Origin of the sequence: Hymenobacter rubidus (assembly GCF_016734815.1) — a bacterium.
GTDB classification, from domain to species: Bacteria; Bacteroidota; Bacteroidia; order Cytophagales; family Hymenobacteraceae; genus Hymenobacter; species Hymenobacter rubidus.
In genome coordinates, this window is sequence record NZ_JAERQF010000006.1 from 1 (window position 1) to 17,913 (window position 17,913).

The window sequence follows — 17,913 nt, forward strand, 5'->3', positions numbered from 1 at the left end:
GCGGCCGGGCTAGCCCCGGCCCGACCGCCGGCCACGGACTTGCGGGCCTTGGGTTTGGCCTTGCGCCGAGGCGGTCGGCGCTCACGCTCAGCTTTGCGTTCGGCCCGCATGAGCAGGCGCTCGGGCAGGCGGGCCATGAGGCGTTCGCGCACGTATTGGGCCAGGCTGGACAAGGGCACGAGCTGCGTGGTACGCAGAAAATGGCTGATTTCGCGGCTCCGCAGCGTGCTCACGCCCGTGAGGCCCCGGGCCAGCAGAAATTGCTTTACCTCTTCGAGCAGCAGGAGCCGGGCAATGGGCGCGCGCTCCACGGTGGCGTTGTAGGCGGCGGGGCGGTGAGCGCGCAGGCCCGCGCCCGAAGCCACCTGAATGCCCACCCAAACGGGCAGCAGTGGCAGCAGTTTTTCCAGATGCTTTTCGGTGACCACGAACGTGACAAAGTCGTAGACTTCGCCGTAGCAGCGCAGCTGGTTGGCCACGCGCTGCAAGGTGTCGCCGTCGCCTTTCACCTCGTAGCCGTGCATGAAGTGCTCGGTGATGTGCACCACATCGGCCCGCGTGGTGCCGGTGGGCAGCTCATCGATGCAAACGCCGCCGGTGAGCTGTGGGTAGAGCAGGGCGCGGATTTCCGGGTCGTTCATGGCAACCCCAAAAGTAGGCAGCCTGTTCGCACGCCACAACTCAGGCCCTGAGGCGCTGGCAATAGCACAGCTACGCTTTAGCTTCGAGCACTTGCCGGAAAATTTGTAGCTCCTGCCCGTTCACCGGCGAGCCGTGCAGGCTGACAGTCAGGATGTCGGACAGCGCATCGGCCTGCACCACCTGCGCCACGTAGCTCTCCGTCCCTATGAAGCTGCTCTAGAAAGTCTGATTTGCCTGCATGTCTGTCATCCTGAGCGCAGCGAAGGACCTTATCACGTCAGAACAACGCCTATTCTGACGTGATAAGGTCCTTCACTGCGCTCAGGATGACAACGATTTTGACTTTCTAAACAGCTTCTATTTCACTAGCCGATGCCATGTGCAGCTTACCGCTACCCAATTCAAGTTATTTGCCCAACTGTTGCAGGACGTGGGTAGTGGGCTGAAAATCTTTTTTCTACTGCTGCTTAAGCAAGTGAGAATCTTAGCCGTTGGTCGAGCGAAGCTGGCAAACGGACGATAGTGGGAACATTCTTTTGCCGGTTGTGCGCTACCTTGCCCAGCTGCCTCCGTTGTCCGTCCCCGACGGAATAGCGCCCAAAACCAGCAGCTATTCCTCCTGGTTGTCGGGCCGCGAAGGCCATTAGATTTGTGGTTCGGTTGCTTCAACTTTTTCGTCCTGCATGTCCCGCAAAAAGGTTCTGTTTCTCATCGGCTCGCCCAACCAAACCACGCAGATGCACCAGATTGCGCAGCTGCTGGACGACGATTTTGAGCCGTATTTCAGCCAGCTCTACTACGACGGCTGGCAACGTGGCTTCTACAAATTTCTGCTCTGGACGGGCGGCCTCGACAACACCATTGTCACCGGAAAAATCAAGGCCAAAGCCGACAAATACCTGGCCGAGCACGGCTTGAACAACGATTTTGAGGCCCGCGTCTTTCACAACACCTACGACCTCGTGGTGTGCTGCTCCGATGTGGTGGTGCCCTGGCCGCTGGTGCGCACCACTAAAACCGTGTTTGTGCAGGAAGGCATGACCGACCCGCTCAACCTCTGGGCCCGGCTGGTGAAGCGCTTCACCCGCTACCCTATCCTGGCCATTGGCACGGCACTCAACGGGATGAACAACTGCTGCGACATTTACTGCGTGGCTTCGGAGGGCTACCGCCAGCATTTTGCCCGCGTGGGCGTGGATGCGGACAAGCTGGTGGTGACGGGCATTCCCAACTTCGATAACATCGAGCAGGTGCGGCACAACGACTTTCCGCACCACGGCTACGTGCTGGTGGCTACCTCCGACCTGCGCGAAACCTACACCCCCGAGAACCGGCCCAAATTTATTCGGGAGTGCGTGCGCATTGCGGCCGGGCGGCCCCTCGTTTTCAAGCTGCACCCCAACGAAACCCTGCCCCGCGCGGTAGACGAAATCAAGCAGCACGCCCCGCCCGGCACGCTCATCTTCACCGACGGCAATACCGACCACATGATTGCCAACTGCGTGGAGCTTATCACCCAATACTCGACGGTGGTGTACGTGGGGCTGGCACTGGGCAAGCCCGTCCATTCCTATTTCGACGTCGAAGACCTCAAACGCAAGCTTCCCTGGCAAAACGGCGGCACTTCGTCCCGGCGCATTGCGGCCATTTGTCGGGAGTTTAGCCGGTTTGAAGGCAGTGGGCCGGCTTTTCTGCGTCAATACCAACCCGAGAATTTTGATACCACGACAGCAGCCGCGCCGGGAAGTTCATTAGCTGTTCACTAAGTCGCGCCCTTTTTGTATCCTTTTTAAGGATTTATTCGACAGGAGCTTACCAATTATTTGGCCTAAGGAAGCCTCCGTTTTAGAGTATTTCTGCCCCCATTCCGACTACTGAGGCGCCTATGCCCTACCCTAAGATACTGACTGTAGTGCAAGCCCGCATGGGCTCGTCGCGCCTGCCCGGCAAGGTGCTGCTGCCACTGGCCGGCCAGCCGCTGCTGGTGCGCATGGTGGAGCGGGTGCAGCGCGCCCGCCTGGCCGGCACGGTGGTAGTGGCCACCACCACCGACGCCGCCGATGACGCCATTGCCGAGTTGTGCGCCGCTCACGGCATGGCGTGCTTCCGGGGCGATGCGCTGGATTTGTTGGACCGGCATTACCAGGCCGCCTGCCACTACGGCGCCGACGTGGTGCTGAAAATCCCGTCGGACTGCCCGCTCATCGACCCGGCCGTGATTGACGAAGTGGTGGGCTTTTACCTCGATTTCGCCGAGCGCTACGATTTTGTAAGCAACCTGCACCCCGCCACTTTCCCCGATGGCAACGACGTGGAGGTAATGCCTTTCGAGGCGTTGGAAACCGCCTGGCGCGAAGCGAAACGCCCCCTAGAGCGCGAGCACACCACCCCTTTCTTTTGGGAAAATCCCGACCGTTTTCGCATTGGCAACGTGACCTGGGATGCTGGGAAGGACTTTTCGATGAGCCACCGCTGGACCATTGACTACCCCGAAGACTATTCCTTCATCAGCGCCGTATACGATGCCCTGTACAACCCAAACCCCGCTTTCGGCCTCGATGACATCATGAGGCTGACCACCGAGCGCCCCGACATTGCCCAACTCAATGCCCGGTATGCAGGCGTGAACTGGTACCGCAACCACCTCGACGAGTTGAAAACCGTGGATTCGTCGCAAACCCGGAAAATCTAGTTGTCAGTTGTTCGTTGTCGGTTGTCAGCTTTTTGGCAAGTCGACACTTAAACGACCTGACAACAGACAACCAACAACTGACAACCAACCCCTCATGCTTCCCGAGAAACAACAGAAACTAGAGCAAATGGCCCTGAAAGTGCGCGAGCACATCGTGCGCCTCAGCACCGACGGCGGCTGCTTCACGGGCGCCTCCCTGAGCTGCGCCGATTTGCTGGTGTACCTCTACAGCGACCTGCTAAACGTGCGGCCCGACAACCTCCAGGACCCTACCCGCGACTACCTCTTCCTGAGCAAAGGCCACGACGTGCCCGCCCTCTACGGCACCTTTGTGGAGCTGGGCTTTATGGACAAAGCCCGCCTCGACCAGCACCTGAGCACCGACGACCACATCTATTGGCACCCCAACCGCAACGTGCCGGGCGTGGAATTCCATTCGGGTTCGCTCGGGCACCTGCCCAGCGTGGCTCTGGGCGTGGCCATGGACTGCAAAATGCGCGGCCAAGACAACAAAGTCATTGTCATCACCGGCGACGGTGAGCTGAACGAGGGCACGGTGTGGGAAAGCCTGCTGGTGGCCAGCGCCCACAAGGTGAACAACCTCACGCTGGTGGTCGACCGCAACCACTTCCAGGCCAACGTGGCCACCGAAGACCTGATTCCGCTGGAGCCGATGTCGCCCAAGTTTGAGGCCTTTGGCTGCGAGGTACGCCGGATTGATGGGCACGATTTCGCGCAGTTGGAAGAAGCTTTCTCGGCCCTCCCCTTCTCCGACACCAAGCCTTCCGTCATCATTTGCGACACAGTGCGCGGACGCGGCCTGCCCAGCATCGAAGCGCGGGCCGACCGCTGGTTCTGCAACTTCTCGGCCGAGGAAATGGACGAGTTGCTGCGCGAGCTGCACAGCCAGGTAGCCTCGACGCTGACCAGCGAAACCCTGACGGTCCGGTAATATTCAGAACGAACACAGAACGTCATGCTGAGCGCAGTCGAAGCATCTCTACCGCGCAAGTAATTCAATCGAGCCAACGAAGCGGTAGAGATGCTTCGACTGCGCTCAGCATGACCGTTGTACGATTCTCAAGATTCAAAAAGCATGAACTACGAAGAACTAATCAAGCAAACTGCCCTCGCCGATGAGCGCATTGTGGTGATGACGGCCGAAAACCGTGCCCTCATCCGCAACCTGCCGGCTGTGCTAGGCCCGCGCTTCATCGATACCGGCATCACCGAGCAAACCCTCATTGGCGCGGCGGCCGGCCTGGCCCTGCGCGGGCGGGTGCCCATTCTGCACGCACTGGCCACGTTTCTCACGCTGCGGGCCTTCGAGTTTATCCGCACCGACGTGGGCATCGGCCAGCTGCCGGTTAAGCTGAGCGGCTTTGTGCCCGGCTTCCTTTCGGATGGCAACGGACCAACCCACCAGGCCATTGAAGATGTGAGCCTGATGCGCGGCATTCCGGGCATGACGGTTTTCGCGCCGGCCGATGAGCAGGACATGCTGGCCATGCTCCCCGCTATCTGGGCCTCGCCCCAGCCGGCCTACGTGCGGGTGAACACCCGCCCGGCCACGTATGAGCACGCCCCCTTCGAGATGGGCAAGGCCGAAATCGTGGCCGAGGGCACCGACATCACCATCCTCACCTACGGCATGCTCTTCGAGCAAACGCTGGTGGCTCGCGAGCTGCTGCAGGCGCAGGGCAAATCGGTGGGCCTCCTCAACCTGCGCAGCCTCAAACCCGTGGACGAAGCCGCGCTGCTCGATGTGGTGCGCCGCGGCTCCCTCATTGTGACGGTGGAGGACCATTTCATCACGGGCGGCCTCTATTCCATTCTGGCCGAGGTGCTGCTGCGCAATCAATTGACGGCCCGTGTGCTGCCCTTGGCGTTGGAGGAGCGGTGGTACCGCCCCGGCCGCCTCAGTGCCGTGCTGGAGTACGAAGGCTTCACCGGCCACCACATTGCCCGCCGCATCACGGAATACCTGGGCGAGTCGGGCGCGGCCATTGCCGAAGGCCCGGCTGTGCTGGAAAATGAGTTTGCGGAGTAACTCAAATACCTGTCATGCTGACGAAGGAAGCATCTTATCACGGCTGTTTTCGTCAGAATTACTAACTCATGCAGCCAGGACGTGATAAGGTCCTTCGCTGCGCTCAGGATGACAAAATAGCCATGCCCAACACCGTTTCCTCCAACGAGAACTACCCCGACATCACGAAGTCGGATGAGCTCTACGCCCGCGCGCAGAAAATCATGACGCCCGTAACCCAGACCCTGGCCAAGGGGCCCGGCCAGTACACCAAGGGCGTGAGCCCGAAGTATGTGAAGCGCGCCAAAGGCTCGCACATCTGGGACGTAGACGGCAACGAGTACATTGATTTTCAAATGGGCATTGGCCCGATTTCGCTCGGTTATGCCTATCCGAAAGTAGATGACGCCATTCGGGCGCAGCTGGAAGACGGCATCACCTTTTCGATGATGCACGAGCTGGAAGTAGAGCTGTCGGAGCTGATTCACGAAATCATTCCCAACGCCGAAAGCATCCGCATCAGCAAGACGGGCGCCGACGTTTGCTCGGCGGCGGTGCGCGTGTCGCGGGCCTTCACGGGGCGCGACAAGGTGCTGTGCTGCGGCTACCACGGCTGGCACGATTGGTACATTGGCACCACCAGCCGCGACAAGGGCATTCCGCAGGAAACCAAAGACCTGACCGCTGCTTTTGAATATAATAACCTCGATTCGCTGAAAGCCCTGCTCGATGAGGACGTGGCTTGCGTGATTCTGGAGCCCTTCATTTTTGATGCGCCCAAGGACAACTTCCTGCACGAAGTGGCCCGCCTGTGCAAGGAAAACGGCACGCTGCTCATCTTCGACGAGATGTGGACGGGCTTCCGCGTGGCCGTGGGTGGAGCGCAGGAGTATTTCGGCATCACGCCCGATTTGGCAGTGTACTCCAAGGCGTTTGCCAACGGCATGCCCATTGCGCTGCTCACCGGCCGCCGCGACGTGATGGAGCTGTTTGAGCAGGATGTGTTCTTCTTCACCACCTTCGGGGGCGAGGCGCTGAGCATGGCCGCCGCCATGGCCACCATCGCCGAAATGCGCGAAAAGAACGTGCCCGCCCGCCTTGCCGAGCAGGGCAAAAAGCTCAAGGACGGCTACAACGAAATCGCCGCCGAGCTGGGCCTCACTCAGTACACGAAGTGCTACGGCTACGACTGCCGCACCATCGTCACCTTCGACCCTTCGGCCGGCAGCCCAATGGAAATTAAGGCGTTCATGCAGCAGGAGCTGTTCAAGCGCGGTATTATGTGGGGCGGCTTCCACAACATGTGCTTCTCGCACTCGGACGAGGACGTGGCCTACACGCTGTCGGCCTACCGCGAGGTGCTGCCGCTGCTGAAAGAAGCCATCGAAGCCGGAGACGTAGCCTCGCGCCTGCTGGGCGAGCCGGTGGAGGCCGTATTCCGGAAGGTGACCAATGCCGCGCCGGTAAAAGCGAAGTAAGTGTTCATGGACCTCTTTTCTTTAACCAACAAAACCGCCATTGTCACGGGCGCCTGCGGGCTCATCGGTCGGCAGCATTGCGTAGCCCTGGCCAATGCCGGCGCCAACGTGGTGGTGGCCGACATCAACGCCGAAGCCTGCGCCGCCACGGCAGCCGGATTGCCCGGCGGCATCCACCTGCCGCTGGCGGTGGATGTGACAAGCCCGGAGTCGCTGGCCGCTGCCCGCAATAAGATTCTGGAGCAGTTCGGCCACATCGATGTGCTGGTGAACAATGCCGCCATCAACGACATGTTTGAGAATCCGGCCCTGGCGGCCGACCTGAGCAAGTTTGAGAATTTCCCACTGGCCACCTTCCAGAAAGTGCTGGAGGTGAACGTGACGGGCATTTTTCTGGCCGCGCAGGTTTTCGGCACGCCCATGGCCAAACAAGGCCACGGCTCCATCATCAACGTGGCGAGTACCTACGGCATCGTCGGGCCCGACCAGAGCATCTACCGCAACGAGGCCGGCGAGCAGACCTTCTACAAATCGCCCTCCTACCCCATGACCAAGGGCGCGGTGGTGAACTTCACCCGCTACTTGGCCGCCTACTGGGGCCAGGCCGGCGTGCGCGTGAACACGCTCTCGCCCGGCGGCGTGGAAAACAGCCAAGACGAATTTTTCATCAAGCAATACAGCGCCAAAACGCCCCTGGGCCGCATGGCTACGCCCACCGATTACCAGGGCGCGGTGATATTCCTGGCCTCGGATGCGTCGGCCTATATGACCGGTGCCAACCTGGTGGTGGATGGCGGCTGGACGGCAATCTGATTTAGTTGTCAGTTGCTCGTTGTCAGTTGTTAGTCTCAGACGTTCAACTCAACAACCTAACAACTGACAACGAGCAACTAACAACTAAAACCAAACATCTTATGCAAGCTGTTGAAATTCGCAAAAACCGATTCATTGGCACGGGCCACCCGGCCTACATCATTGCCGAAATCGGCATCAACCACAACGGCTCGCTCGACCTGGCCAAGCAGCTGATTTCCGAAGCCGCCAAGGCTGGCTGCGACGCCGTGAAGTTCCAGAAGCGTACGCCCGAGTTGTGCGTGCCCAAAGACCAGTGGGAAAAGCAGCGCGACACCCCCTGGGGCCGCATGAGCTACATCGACTACAAGCGCAAAACCGAGTTCGGCCAAGCCGAGTACACAGCCATCGACGACTACTGCCGCGCCTTGGGCATCGACTGGTTTGCCTCGTGCTGGGACGAGCCGTCGGTGGATTTCATGGAACAATTCGCGCCTGTGCTGTACAAAATGGCCTCCGCTTCCCTCACCGACAAACCCCTGCTCGACCGCGTGCGCGCCACCGGCCGCCCGCTGATGCTGAGCACCGGTATGAGCACGCTGGACGAAATCAACCAGGCTGTGAAATGGGTGGGCCTGGATAAGCTGATGATTGCGCACTCCACGTCCTCCTACCCCTGCCCGCCGGCCGAGCTAAACCTGCGCATGGTGCCCGTGCTGCAAGGCATGTTCCCCGGCACACCCATCGGCTACTCGGGCCACGAAACCGGCCTGGCCACCACCGTAGCCGCCGTGACCTTGGGCGCCAGCTTCGTTGAGCGCCACTTCACCCTAGACCGCGCCATGTGGGGTTCCGACCACGCCGCCAGCGTTGAGCCGGGCGGCATGGCCAAGCTCGTACGCGACATCCGCGACGTGGAAGAAGGCCTCGGTGACGGCGTGAAGCGCGTGTACGACTCCGAGCTCGAACCCCGCGCCCGCCTGCGCCGCGAGCTGACACCGAACCAGGAGTAGCCTGTTTGGGTTGAACGCTCGAACTTCCTGAACGAATAAAAACGAACGTCATGCTGAGCGCAGCCGAAGCATCTCTACCGTTTAACTAATCCAATTGAGAGGATTACTACTGCGGTAGAGATGCTTCGGCTGCGCTCAGCATGACGTTCTTTTAGCTCACAATCTGCCCTGACAAGCCATGCATCACGTCGAACTTATCACCACGGCTATCCTGCTGATTTGGGTGGCCATTGTGATTACGCTGGAGCGCATCATTCCTTACCGCAAGGGGCTGCCTTTTTTTCGGGAGGGTTTCTGGACTGACTTGGTACTTTACACCTTCGTGCAGAGCTACGCACTGAAAATCATCATTTTCGACTACATCATTCAGCCGCTGGACCAGCACTTTGGGTTCTCGAAACTGCATTTTGTGACAGACTGGCCGGTGTGGGTGCAAGTGCTGTTTTTCGTGATTACGCACGATTTCTACATCTACTGGTTTCACCGGTTTCAGCACAGCAGCCCGCTGTTCTGGCGCACCCACGAGGCGCACCACTCGGGCAAGCAGGTGGACTGGCTGGCCGGCTCCCGCTCGCACGCGCTGGAAATCATCATCAACCAGACCATTGAGTTTGCGCCCATCGTCCTGCTCGGGGCCGACCCCATGGTGGTACCCATCAAGGCCTGCATCGATGCCGTGTGGGGCATCTGGATTCACTGCAACGTGGACGTGCGCTCGGGCTGGCTGCAATACTTTATCAACGGACCCGAGATGCACCTTTGGCACCACGCCGACCACGAGGAAGTGTTTTACGCCAACTTCTCCACCAAATTCGCCTTCTGGGACTGGATTTTTGGCACTGCCTACCGCCCCGACCAAAAGCCGCTGAAGTGGGGCTTGCCCTATACTTTCCCGAAGGACTATTTCAGCCAGCACGTATTTTCCGTGGCCCGCTTCGATGAAGAGGAGCTGGCCAAACGCTCCCGGCTGTTCCGCGCCTACCATGGCATCCGCGGGCGGCTGCTCCGCAAGCTCACCGACCGGGTGCCGGCCCTGCGCCCGCTGCACGGCTGGCCCGTGCCCGAAACCCATACGACTACCATCCCGGCTCAGCGGCCGGGCGGTAATTTCGCTGCCTCTGCACCCGCAAAAATTCAAGAACCTTCTCTTTCGACCACCGCAGCTGCTTCTTCCCGTTGATAAATCCCTGGTTTTCCCTATTCCTGGCCTCTTTCATGGAGGTGTGCTGGACGTACAGCCTCAAAGCGCTCAACATGCAGCGCATCAAGGAGGTAGCGTGGCTGCATAGTTTCAGCCAGCCCACCGTGCTGCTGCCCGTTGTGCCGCTGATTGGCTACGTAGCTTTCGGGTTAGCCAACGTCGTATTCCTGTCGTGGGCTATGCGGGCCATTCCCACCGCCACCGCCTATTCGTCCTGGATGGCGCTGGCGGTGGTTGGCATCAAGCTAGTCGATTTGTTCTACCTCAAACAGCCGTTTTCCTGGCTGAGTGTGTTTTACACCAGCCTCATTATTATTGGCGTGTTGGGGCTGCGGCGTATAGATTAATATCACCTATTGCACGCAATAAACGCATGCAAAAAGGACGTCCTGCTGAGCTTGTCGAAGCAGCTCTACCGTGGAAGAAAATGAAAACTTCCACGGTAGAGCTGCTTCGACAAGCTCAGCAGGACCGCCTTTTATTACGAGCAGCTTTGCACTACCACTTTTTAGGCATCGCAACGACCTTCTTATTCATGCCGGCTCCCAGCTCCAGGGCCTGTTTGGCCTTCGAAGTATCGGTGTTGGCCAGCTTAATATTCTGGGCCTTCTCGGGGCCCGACACGCGCAGCAGCACCGCCGCGCCGGGCGCGTATCGGATGCCGTCGAGGGTGATGTTGCGGCTGTTGTGCACTTCCATCACCGGGTCGGTTTGGGTGGGCAGCAAGGTCACGTTGGTGAGGTTGATGCGGTCGGCTTCGATGCACACTAGGCCCTGCTCGCTCTTCAACACCGCGTTTTTAATGCTGATGTCCTGAATGGCCATTTCGGGCAGCCCGCGCACCAGGATGCCGGTTTTGGCCCCGTTGCAGGTTACGTCCGAGATGTAGATTTTACGAAACTGGGGCGTGCCCGCGTCCACAGGCTTGGGCGGCGAGGCGGGGCGCTCCTTCGAGCCGGCCACCTGCGGGCTGGGGTCTTTTATCATGTAGTACATGTCGAAGAGCAGGGCCTCGTTCAGAATATCCTTCATGGTGATGTGGTCGATGAAAATGTTCTCGACCACCCCGCCCCGGCCGCGCGTGGTTTTGAAGCGCAGGCCGATGTCGGTGCCAATGAAGGTGAGGTTGGAGGCGTAGATGTTGCGGGCGCCGCCCGACATTTCGGAGCCAATCACGAAGCCGCCATGGGCGCGGTACACGGTGGTGTTGCGGATGAGGAAATTCTCGGTGGGCACGCCGCGGGCCCGGCCCTGCTCGTTGCGGCCCGATTTGATGCAGATACCGTCATCGCCGGCCGAGAAGGAGCAGCCTTCTACAATGCCGTTGCGGCACGATTCCAGGTCCAGGGCGTCGGTGTTGGGGCTGTAGGGCGGGTTGATGACCGTCACGTTGCGCACAATCACGTCGTCGCTCAGCAGCGGATGCACCGTCCAGGCCGGCGAGTTCTGGAACGTGACGCCCTCAATCAGCAGGCGCTTGCAGCCATCCAGCACCAGAAAATCGGGCCGCAGGTAGTCTTTGATGTCTTCAAAATCGGCAATGTTCTTTTTTTCCTCGGTTAGCACGCCGGGCTCCTTCACGGTGGTGCCTTTCAGGGCCTGGGCCGAAGGATACCACCGGTCCTGCTTTTCGTTGAGGGCGCCGCCCGAAGCCACCAGCCTTTTCCAGTCGCTTTCCAGCGTGCGGGGCTTTTGCACCATCCACCAGGCTTCGCCCGCGCCATCCAGGATGCCGCGGCCGGTAATGGCGACGTTCTCCAGGTTTTTGCCGTAGATGAGCGGCTGGTTGCGCACAGCGGCCAGGCCTTCCCAGTTGGTTTTGATGAGCTTGTAGTCGGCGCGCTGCTCGCTGAACTGCACCAGTGCGCCGGTGGCTACGTGCAGGTTCACATTGCTTTGCAGCTCGATGGGGCCCGTGCGCCACTGGCCGGGCGGCACCAGCACCACGCCCCCGCCCTTGGCCGCGCACGCGGCGATGGCTTGCCGGAAAGCGGCGGTGTTGCTCGTTTGGCCATCGCCTACGGCGCCGTATTTGGCAATGGAAAACGTATCGGCCTGGAAGGCCGTGGGTTTGACGGGCGGCAGGGCGGCGGGCGTCTGAGCCAGGGCGGAGTGGGTCAGCAGGGCGGCGAGGCCGAGGAGAAGCTTATTTTTCATATCGAAATCAAAGAACGTCATGCCGAGCGCAGCCGAGGCATCTCGCTCGCTTCGTTGCCATGCCATTGATTACTTCGGCACGCGAGATGCCTCGGCTGCGCTCGGCATGACGACAGATTAGGGGTGTTCGTTATTACGGCATTTTCTGCAGGCCTTCCCACTTCACTTTCCAGTTTTTGGGAATGCCGGGGTTGGGTTCTTTGCAGCCGTCGTAGCCGGCGCACATGAGGGCCACGGCCGCGAGCAGACCGCCGTTGCCGGGCAGGTAGAGGGGCAAGCGGCCTTCCTGGTAGTTGTGGCCGTTAGGCAGGTAGGTGTTCTTCTGCACCTTCATTAGGAGGGCGTCTACGGCTTTTTCGGGCAGGCCGAGGCGTGTGGCCGTCATGGAGGTCATAGGAAAGTCCCAGCCCCAGGTGTCGTTCCAGCTCCAATCCTTCCAGATGAGGTCGAAGGTGCGGCGCATGGTGGCAGCGTCCTGCTGGCCGGTAGCGGGCATCATACCCAGCGCCGCCAGCACCGAGGGATGGTCGGTTTTGAATTCGGGGTTGGTGTAGGAATCGGGGGCGCTTTCGGTGGCCAGGTACACGCCGTTGGCCTCGGGCAGTTTCGAGAGTTTGGCCAGCACCTCGTCCCACTGGGCGTTGCGCGGCTGGCCCTGGCGCTCGCGCCATTTCTGGGCAATGTCGAGCGCCCAATGCCAGTACACCAGCTCAAACGTGGGGTTGAAGGTTTCTTCGGCCTTGAATCGCTCTTGGGCCGGAATCACGCCTTTGCCCAGAATAAACCGGTTCTTGTCCTTCTCAAAAAACGGATAGGACGCCATGAATTCGGCCGTTTGCGCCACCCGCTCCTGGTAGAGCTTCAGGGTGGCGGCGTTGGGGTGGGCCCGGTAGGCTTCCTCGGCGAAATAAATGGTGTGCGGCTGCTGCCAGATGAGAAACGCGCCCACCGACGAAGGGCCTTCCTCGCCCCAGGGGTCGGTCATTTTCTGCCAGCGCCAGCCGGCGAAGCCCTCGCGCTGGGCAATGCCTTTGGCCACAGCTTGCACATCGGGCCGGGCATACCAGGTGAGGCTTTTTTCTAGGATTTCGGGGCGGCCCCACAGGGCAAAATGGGCCGCGTGCCACCAGTGCATTTCGAGGTGCGGGCGGCCGTACCAGCTGTTGAGCAGCAGGCCGGTTTCCTGGGGCGGCTGCGCGCCGGCGTTGTGAATCCGCGTGAGGTATTGCGACAGCACCACGCGGCGCTCCAGCTCCGTGGCGCGCGGGTCGGGGGTGCCGCCAAAATCGACGGCGCCGCCGCTGCGCCAGAAGGCTGGCCACTGCTGGCGGCTATTGGCCAGCGTGGCGGCAAAAGTGGGCGCGGCGGCCCGGGCTTTTTTCGGTGTGAACTGGCAGCCCAGCTCCAGTGTGGCACTTTGGCGGCCCGGCGTGAGGATGAATTCATGGGGCCGGCCGGCGGCCAGCGTGGCCGGCTGGGCCCAATTCAGCGCAACAAAATAGGTGGTGGTATCGAGCTGGTGGGTGAGCAGGGCGCGGCCGGTTTTCTGCTCCGCAATGGCCGACTTATGCGCATCGTCGTGGCTGTAGTCCACGGCCATATCGGCCCAGCCGGCTGTGGGAAACGGGAACCGCAGCGCCACTTTCAGCCGCCCGGCTTTCAGCAGCTCGGAAGTGACTTTGGCGGCCACGGCATCCTGGGACTGGTGGCCTACGGTCAGGACATCTACTGCCGTGCCTTCCACCGTGAAGTGGCTTTGGATTTCGCCGGTCCAGGGGTTCAGCACCTGGTGGATGTTTTTGATATCCCTGACCGTGGCGGCTTGGCCATTTTTTTTCAGAATGATGAAGCCCAGGTTGCCCAGCTGCAGCCGGTGCGGGTTGGCGCGGAAGTAGTCGCCCGACTCCTTGTTGCCGGGCGTTTTCACCTGCACTGCGTAGCTGATGGGCCGGCCGTTGAGGGTGTAGGTACGCAGACTCTGCTCGAATTTATACCCCTCCTTATTGGGAAAGCGGTGCCAGCCCCACTCCGATTCGGTGCCCAGGGGAATGCCCTTCTCGTAGTGCAGCGGAAAGGTTTGAAGACCCGTAAAGTCAGCGGTGAAGGCGAATTTGCCATTGCCCACCGACAGCGAATTGAGCGAATCAGTATTGGTGGCCACCACTTTGTGGCGCTCCACTACGGCCTGGCGGTTGATGGGTTGAGCTGTTAGCGAGCATGGAAGCAGTAGCAAAAGAAGCAGGCGTGGCGCCTCACCCCCCGGCCCCCTCTCCGATGGAGAGGGGGTGCCAGGCATGGAGTATCTATTTAGTTTTTTCATAGCAAGCTTGACTCTTTTCAATTTCTTTTGGCACCCCCTCTCCGAAGGGAGAGGGGGCTGGGGGGTGAGGCGTCGCGTCGAACCTTGTGTTAAAGCCGCTCCAGGGTCACGCTCATCAGGCCGATTACCACGTCGTTGGCTAGGGCGCGCACGGTGAGGCTTTTGAGCTTTTTCTTCGGGTCCAGCGGCAGTTCCAGCACGGTGGCCGCGCCGCCGTCGATGGCGCGGGTGCTGAAGCCTTTGATGCTGGTGTATTGACTGAATTCGCGGGTCATCAGCCCGGTTTTGAGGTGGACGCGCAGGGGCTTGAGCGCGCCGGTCCGGAAGGCAAAGCCGTCGTCGGCGTAGTCCTGCTCAATGGGCCACCAGTTGTCGGGGTTGCGCAGCGGCAGTGTGGCCGTGGTGTTGTCATTGTAGGTTACCAGCACTTCGCCATTCGTCAGCTGGCTTTGCATGGCATTGGTCGAGCCCGCCATGAGCAGCACCGCGCGGTGGGCCCGGCCCGCGAGCGGCACGGTAGCCTGCTTGGGGTAATTGTCCCACTGCGACACAAACAGTACGTTCTTTTCACCCTCCGCGCCGGGCGTGCGCAGGGATGCGCCACCGGGCAGCTGAACTTCGTTTTTCGCTCCCGCCAGCCGGCGCAGGCCGCTGTCGTCGATGTTGGCCTGGGTGAGCGGGTAGCACCAGTTGCCGATGCCCTGGGTGGGCAGCTCCAGCGTAGCCACGGCGGGGCGGGGCGCGAGGTATTTCTGCTGAAAAATGCGCGTCACCTGGTCGTTGAAGTGGCGGCCCAGGTCCACCGTTTCCCATTTTGTGGCAGCGGTAGCGAGAGCGGCTTCGGGGGTATTCGTTGGCCTGGCTACGTTCAGGTTCAATGGGGCCCACCACGTCAGGGCGCCCTGCCGGAGCTGCACGAAGGCCGTGCGGGCGCCGGCCTCCCCTCCAACCTGCGCAGCTAGTTCGTGCCCGGTGTTTTTCACTTGGCGCAGCAACTGTTGCGGGTCGAAAACCCTGATAATGGTGGCTTGCGGAAATTTCACCGTCAGCGTTTCCTTTGCCGCATAATCGGCCTTCGTCGAAGCCACATCAGGCGCAGCACCCTGCCACTGGATTTCGACCACGTATTTCGCCGCGGGTGCGCTGCTGATTTCAATCACGGGCTGGCCCACGGCGGTTTCTACATTGCGCCATTGACCCGGCTGGCCATTTACAAGCACCGACTGCACCGCGGCAGCACGGGCCACAACCTGCAGCTGCAGCTTCAGGGCTTGGGCAAAGGCTGGCGTAATGGTGTAGGTGTCGCGGGCATCTTTGCGCTTGAAATCGAAGGCCACGTCCGGCACGGTCAGGGCGGCCTCGTTCCAGGCGGCGGGCAGGCCGGGGCGAATGCGCAGAATGCCGTGCAGGGCATCGGGCACAATGCCGAACAGGCCTTCTACCAGCGTGCGGGCGGCCATGCCGATGGGGTCGGCAAAGTCGCGGTACAGCTCGCCGCGGTTGGCGTCGTAGAAGGAAATCTGCTGGAAGTTGCCGGGGCTGCTGCCCAGGTACATGCTTTCGAGCAAAGCGCTTTTCCAGAGCCGGAAAGCTTCTTCGGTGCGGCCGGCCTGCCAGTTGGCCAGCGTGGTGTGCAGGTTTTCGGCCAGCACCACGTTGTTGAGCGACCAGTCGTAAGGCTGCCAGTTGGTGGTGGAAAGCAGGTAGTAGCCGGCATCGGGCAGGCCAGCGGCCAGCACCGGAATGTGCGGCAGCTCGGCATCGACGTAGCGTAGCGCCTGATAGGCCTGGAAGGCATCGGGCACTTCCGAATCCAAGGCGTGGTACACCGTCCAGAGGCCGGCGGCGGGGTGCAGGGCTTTCAGGCCCAGGGCATCCTGGTATTCGGCGGACCAGCCGCGGGCGGGCATCCACAGCCGGGCGTTCAGAGCCTGATGGATTTTGGCTGCTTCCTGGCGGTAGGGCTCGGCGTTCTCGCCTAGCAGCCGGGCCAGCTCGGCGGCTTTCTGGTTGGCGAAGTAGTTATAGGCCGACGAATGCGTAACTGCACCGCCGCTGTACTGCAACGCATCGGAAGCCCAGATGGCGGCGTAGGCGTCATACAGGCCATCGCCGTCGGGGTCGAAATTGCGCTTTTCCCAGGCCAGGTGGCGCTGCAGCACGGGCCACATCTGGCGGGCAAAGGCCAGGTCGCCGGTCCAGTTGAAATGGCGCAGCAGCTCGTCGATGAACACGAGATTCATGTCGTAGTGATGCGGGCGGAAGTCGCCCCCGGGGTTGCGGCTAATGTAGCCTTCGCTGAAAATGGTGGTGCCCAGCTTCTCCAATTGCCGGGCCAGGTGCAGGGCCGTATCGGGCACTACCGGACCGCTGGGTGGGCTGGTGAGCTGCGACTTTGCGTAACTGCCAAAGTGCAGCTGGGCGCGGTCGTGCCAGCCCAGCGGGTCGGCCGCGTAGGGCCCGCGCCAGCCGTTGAGGCGCATGCGCCAGGCCACGGCCCCATGCATGTACGAGGGCGTCTCCCAAATGGCGTCGGCGGCCACGGCCAGTGCCCCGCCCATGGTGTTGATGTAGGGGTCGGGCGTACTGACTTGCACGCGGCCGGCCAGCGCCTGCCGGGCAGCTTCGGCGCGGGCAAAGGCGGCCGGCAGCGCCGCATAACGCAGCGCCGGGGCAGCATCTGGCTTTTGCACCGCGAAATAAAAATCCTGGCTGCTTTGGACGGCAACCGTGCCCGTCACGGCCGGCGTTTCCGAAGCCTGTGAAGCCAGCAGCAGCTGCGGCGTCTCCTGCTGCCGGGCGTCGGCCACGTGGATTTCAGCCGATGGTGGCACTAGGCCCAGCAGCATATTCGGCGGGGCAATGGGAGCCGGGGCGGGAGTACCGGCCGGCTGTTTGGCGCCCAAGTTGCGGTAGGGGTCGGCCGCGGGCGGAGCAGGCTGTTTGCCGTAGGTGAGGGTGAAGGCGTTTTTCCGGACTTCGAACGCATTGCCCTGGCAATACTCGGGCTTGAGGTAAAAGCTGGATTCCGGGTCGGCACCGATGTCGCCGTCGCGGTTGAATTTCTTGCCCGTGGCCCCGCCAAAAGCCCACAGCAGGCGCACCTGGCTGGCCGGCACGTTTTCAAATCGGGACTTTACCACCACCCCTTCGGCATCGGCCCGCGCCAGCACTTCGAGGTGCAGCCGGCCGTCGCCCAGCAGCGGGTCAGTTATGTCGTAGAGCATCATGCCGGGACGGTAGCGGGCGGTGATACTGGTCGCCTGAATCAACCACTTGCTTTGGCCCTTGGCCAGCAGGCCAAACTTCAAATTGCCGCCCATGCCGGGCAGGTAGAGGGCAAATTCAGGCAGGTCGCCGGCCTCCACGCGGAAGGCAGTATTGGTGCCGTAGAGGGCGCGGGTGAAGCGGTGCGTGCCATTGGTGATGACAAAGTCAGTGCCTTCGGGGTGATAGCGCAGGGTGCGCGGCTGGTTGTGCCAGAGCGCCGGGGCCGGGGTTTGGGCGTTGCAAATGGCACTTAGAAAAGCCATCAACAGGACTGCCCAGACGTTACGCCTTCCCCCCCGCCGCCATCTCCGATGGAGAG

13 protein-coding genes are annotated in these 17,913 nt (G+C 61.2%); 9 read left to right on the top strand and 4 right to left on the bottom strand.

Translation table 11 applies throughout. The features are described 5' to 3' along the window. The coding region (locus JKL48_RS06100) for a sce7726 family protein (RefSeq protein WP_201980004.1) at window positions 1-641 on the bottom strand (641 nt) is incomplete at its 3' end. Between the two features lie 684 nt (window positions 642-1,325). Between JKL48_RS06100 and JKL48_RS06105 the strand changes: the two genes are divergently transcribed. From JKL48_RS06105 to JKL48_RS06145, 9 genes are all read left to right on the top strand, one after another. Then, on the top strand, window positions 1,326-2,408 hold the full coding sequence (locus JKL48_RS06105) for a glycosyltransferase family protein (RefSeq protein WP_201980006.1): 1,083 nt from the start codon (window positions 1,326-1,328) through the stop codon (window positions 2,406-2,408). A 119-nt stretch (window positions 2,409-2,527) separates the two neighbouring features. Then, window positions 2,528-3,334, top strand: a complete 807-nt coding sequence (locus tag JKL48_RS06110; RefSeq protein ID WP_201980007.1) for a cytidylyltransferase domain-containing protein — start codon at window positions 2,528-2,530, stop codon at window positions 3,332-3,334. A gap of 94 nt (window positions 3,335-3,428) precedes the next feature. Then, window positions 3,429-4,286: a transketolase gene (locus tag JKL48_RS06115; protein ID WP_201980009.1), complete on the top strand. Its 858-nt coding sequence runs from the start codon at window positions 3,429-3,431 to the stop codon at window positions 4,284-4,286. 144 nt (window positions 4,287-4,430) lie between these two features. Further along, window positions 4,431-5,384, top strand: coding sequence for a transketolase family protein (locus tag JKL48_RS06120; protein WP_201980011.1), 954 nt, complete (start codon window positions 4,431-4,433; stop codon window positions 5,382-5,384). A gap of 122 nt (window positions 5,385-5,506) precedes the next feature. Further along, window positions 5,507-6,841 carry an aminotransferase class III-fold pyridoxal phosphate-dependent enzyme gene (locus tag JKL48_RS06125; protein ID WP_201980013.1) on the top strand — a complete coding sequence of 445 codons (1,335 nt, stop codon included), beginning with the start codon at window positions 5,507-5,509 and terminating at the stop codon, window positions 6,839-6,841. Between the two features lie 6 nt (window positions 6,842-6,847). Beyond that, window positions 6,848-7,654 carry an SDR family oxidoreductase gene (locus tag JKL48_RS06130; protein WP_201980014.1) on the top strand — a complete coding sequence of 269 codons (807 nt, stop codon included), beginning with the start codon at window positions 6,848-6,850 and terminating at the stop codon, window positions 7,652-7,654. A 101-nt stretch (window positions 7,655-7,755) separates the two neighbouring features. Then, window positions 7,756-8,646, top strand: a complete 891-nt coding sequence (locus JKL48_RS06135) for an N-acetylneuraminate synthase family protein (protein WP_201980015.1) — start codon at window positions 7,756-7,758, stop codon at window positions 8,644-8,646. A gap of 178 nt (window positions 8,647-8,824) precedes the next feature. Beyond that, window positions 8,825-9,826: a sterol desaturase family protein gene (locus JKL48_RS06140; RefSeq protein ID WP_201980017.1), complete on the top strand. Its 1,002-nt coding sequence runs from the start codon at window positions 8,825-8,827 to the stop codon at window positions 9,824-9,826. After that, complete coding sequence (locus tag JKL48_RS06145; protein ID WP_201980019.1) at window positions 9,823-10,194, top strand: DMT family transporter; 372 nt, start codon at window positions 9,823-9,825, stop codon at window positions 10,192-10,194. The genes JKL48_RS06140 and JKL48_RS06145 overlap by 4 nt, the downstream gene beginning before the upstream one ends. Before the next feature lie 151 nt (window positions 10,195-10,345). Here the strand turns inward: JKL48_RS06145 and JKL48_RS06150 are convergent, their stop codons facing one another. The 3 genes from JKL48_RS06150 to JKL48_RS06160 form a co-directional block, all read right to left on the bottom strand. Next, window positions 10,346-12,004 (bottom strand): glycoside hydrolase family 28 protein, encoded by a 1,659-nt coding sequence (locus tag JKL48_RS06150; protein WP_201980023.1) that lies wholly within the window; start codon window positions 12,002-12,004, stop codon window positions 10,346-10,348. Window positions 12,005-12,137: 133 nt separating this feature from the next. Then, window positions 12,138-14,237 (bottom strand): hypothetical protein, encoded by a 2,100-nt coding sequence (locus tag JKL48_RS06155; RefSeq protein WP_201980025.1) that lies wholly within the window; start codon window positions 14,235-14,237, stop codon window positions 12,138-12,140. 176 nt (window positions 14,238-14,413) lie between these two features. Then, window positions 14,414-17,857 carry a DUF4450 domain-containing protein gene (locus JKL48_RS06160; RefSeq protein ID WP_201980027.1) on the bottom strand — a complete coding sequence of 1,148 codons (3,444 nt, stop codon included), beginning with the start codon at window positions 17,855-17,857 and terminating at the stop codon, window positions 14,414-14,416. Window positions 17,858-17,913: the final 56 nt, after the last annotated feature.

Coding starts and splice junctions, on each gene's coding strand:
- JKL48_RS06105 (WP_201980006.1), top strand. CDS start 1,326: ATGTCCCGCAAAAAGGTTCTGTTTCTCATCGGCTCGCCCAACCAAACC.
- JKL48_RS06160 (WP_201980027.1), bottom strand. CDS start 17,857: ATGGCTTTTCTAAGTGCCATTTGCAACGCCCAAACCCCGGCCCCGGCG.
- JKL48_RS06130 (WP_201980014.1), top strand. CDS start 6,848: ATGGACCTCTTTTCTTTAACCAACAAAACCGCCATTGTCACGGGCGCC.
- JKL48_RS06120 (WP_201980011.1), top strand. CDS start 4,431: ATGAACTACGAAGAACTAATCAAGCAAACTGCCCTCGCCGATGAGCGC.
- JKL48_RS06150 (WP_201980023.1), bottom strand. CDS start 12,004: ATGAAAAATAAGCTTCTCCTCGGCCTCGCCGCCCTGCTGACCCACTCC.
- JKL48_RS06140 (WP_201980017.1), top strand. CDS start 8,825: ATGCATCACGTCGAACTTATCACCACGGCTATCCTGCTGATTTGGGTG.
- JKL48_RS06135 (WP_201980015.1), top strand. CDS start 7,756: ATGCAAGCTGTTGAAATTCGCAAAAACCGATTCATTGGCACGGGCCAC.
- JKL48_RS06115 (WP_201980009.1), top strand. CDS start 3,429: ATGCTTCCCGAGAAACAACAGAAACTAGAGCAAATGGCCCTGAAAGTG.
- JKL48_RS06125 (WP_201980013.1), top strand. CDS start 5,507: ATGCCCAACACCGTTTCCTCCAACGAGAACTACCCCGACATCACGAAG.
- JKL48_RS06110 (WP_201980007.1), top strand. CDS start 2,528: ATGCCCTACCCTAAGATACTGACTGTAGTGCAAGCCCGCATGGGCTCG.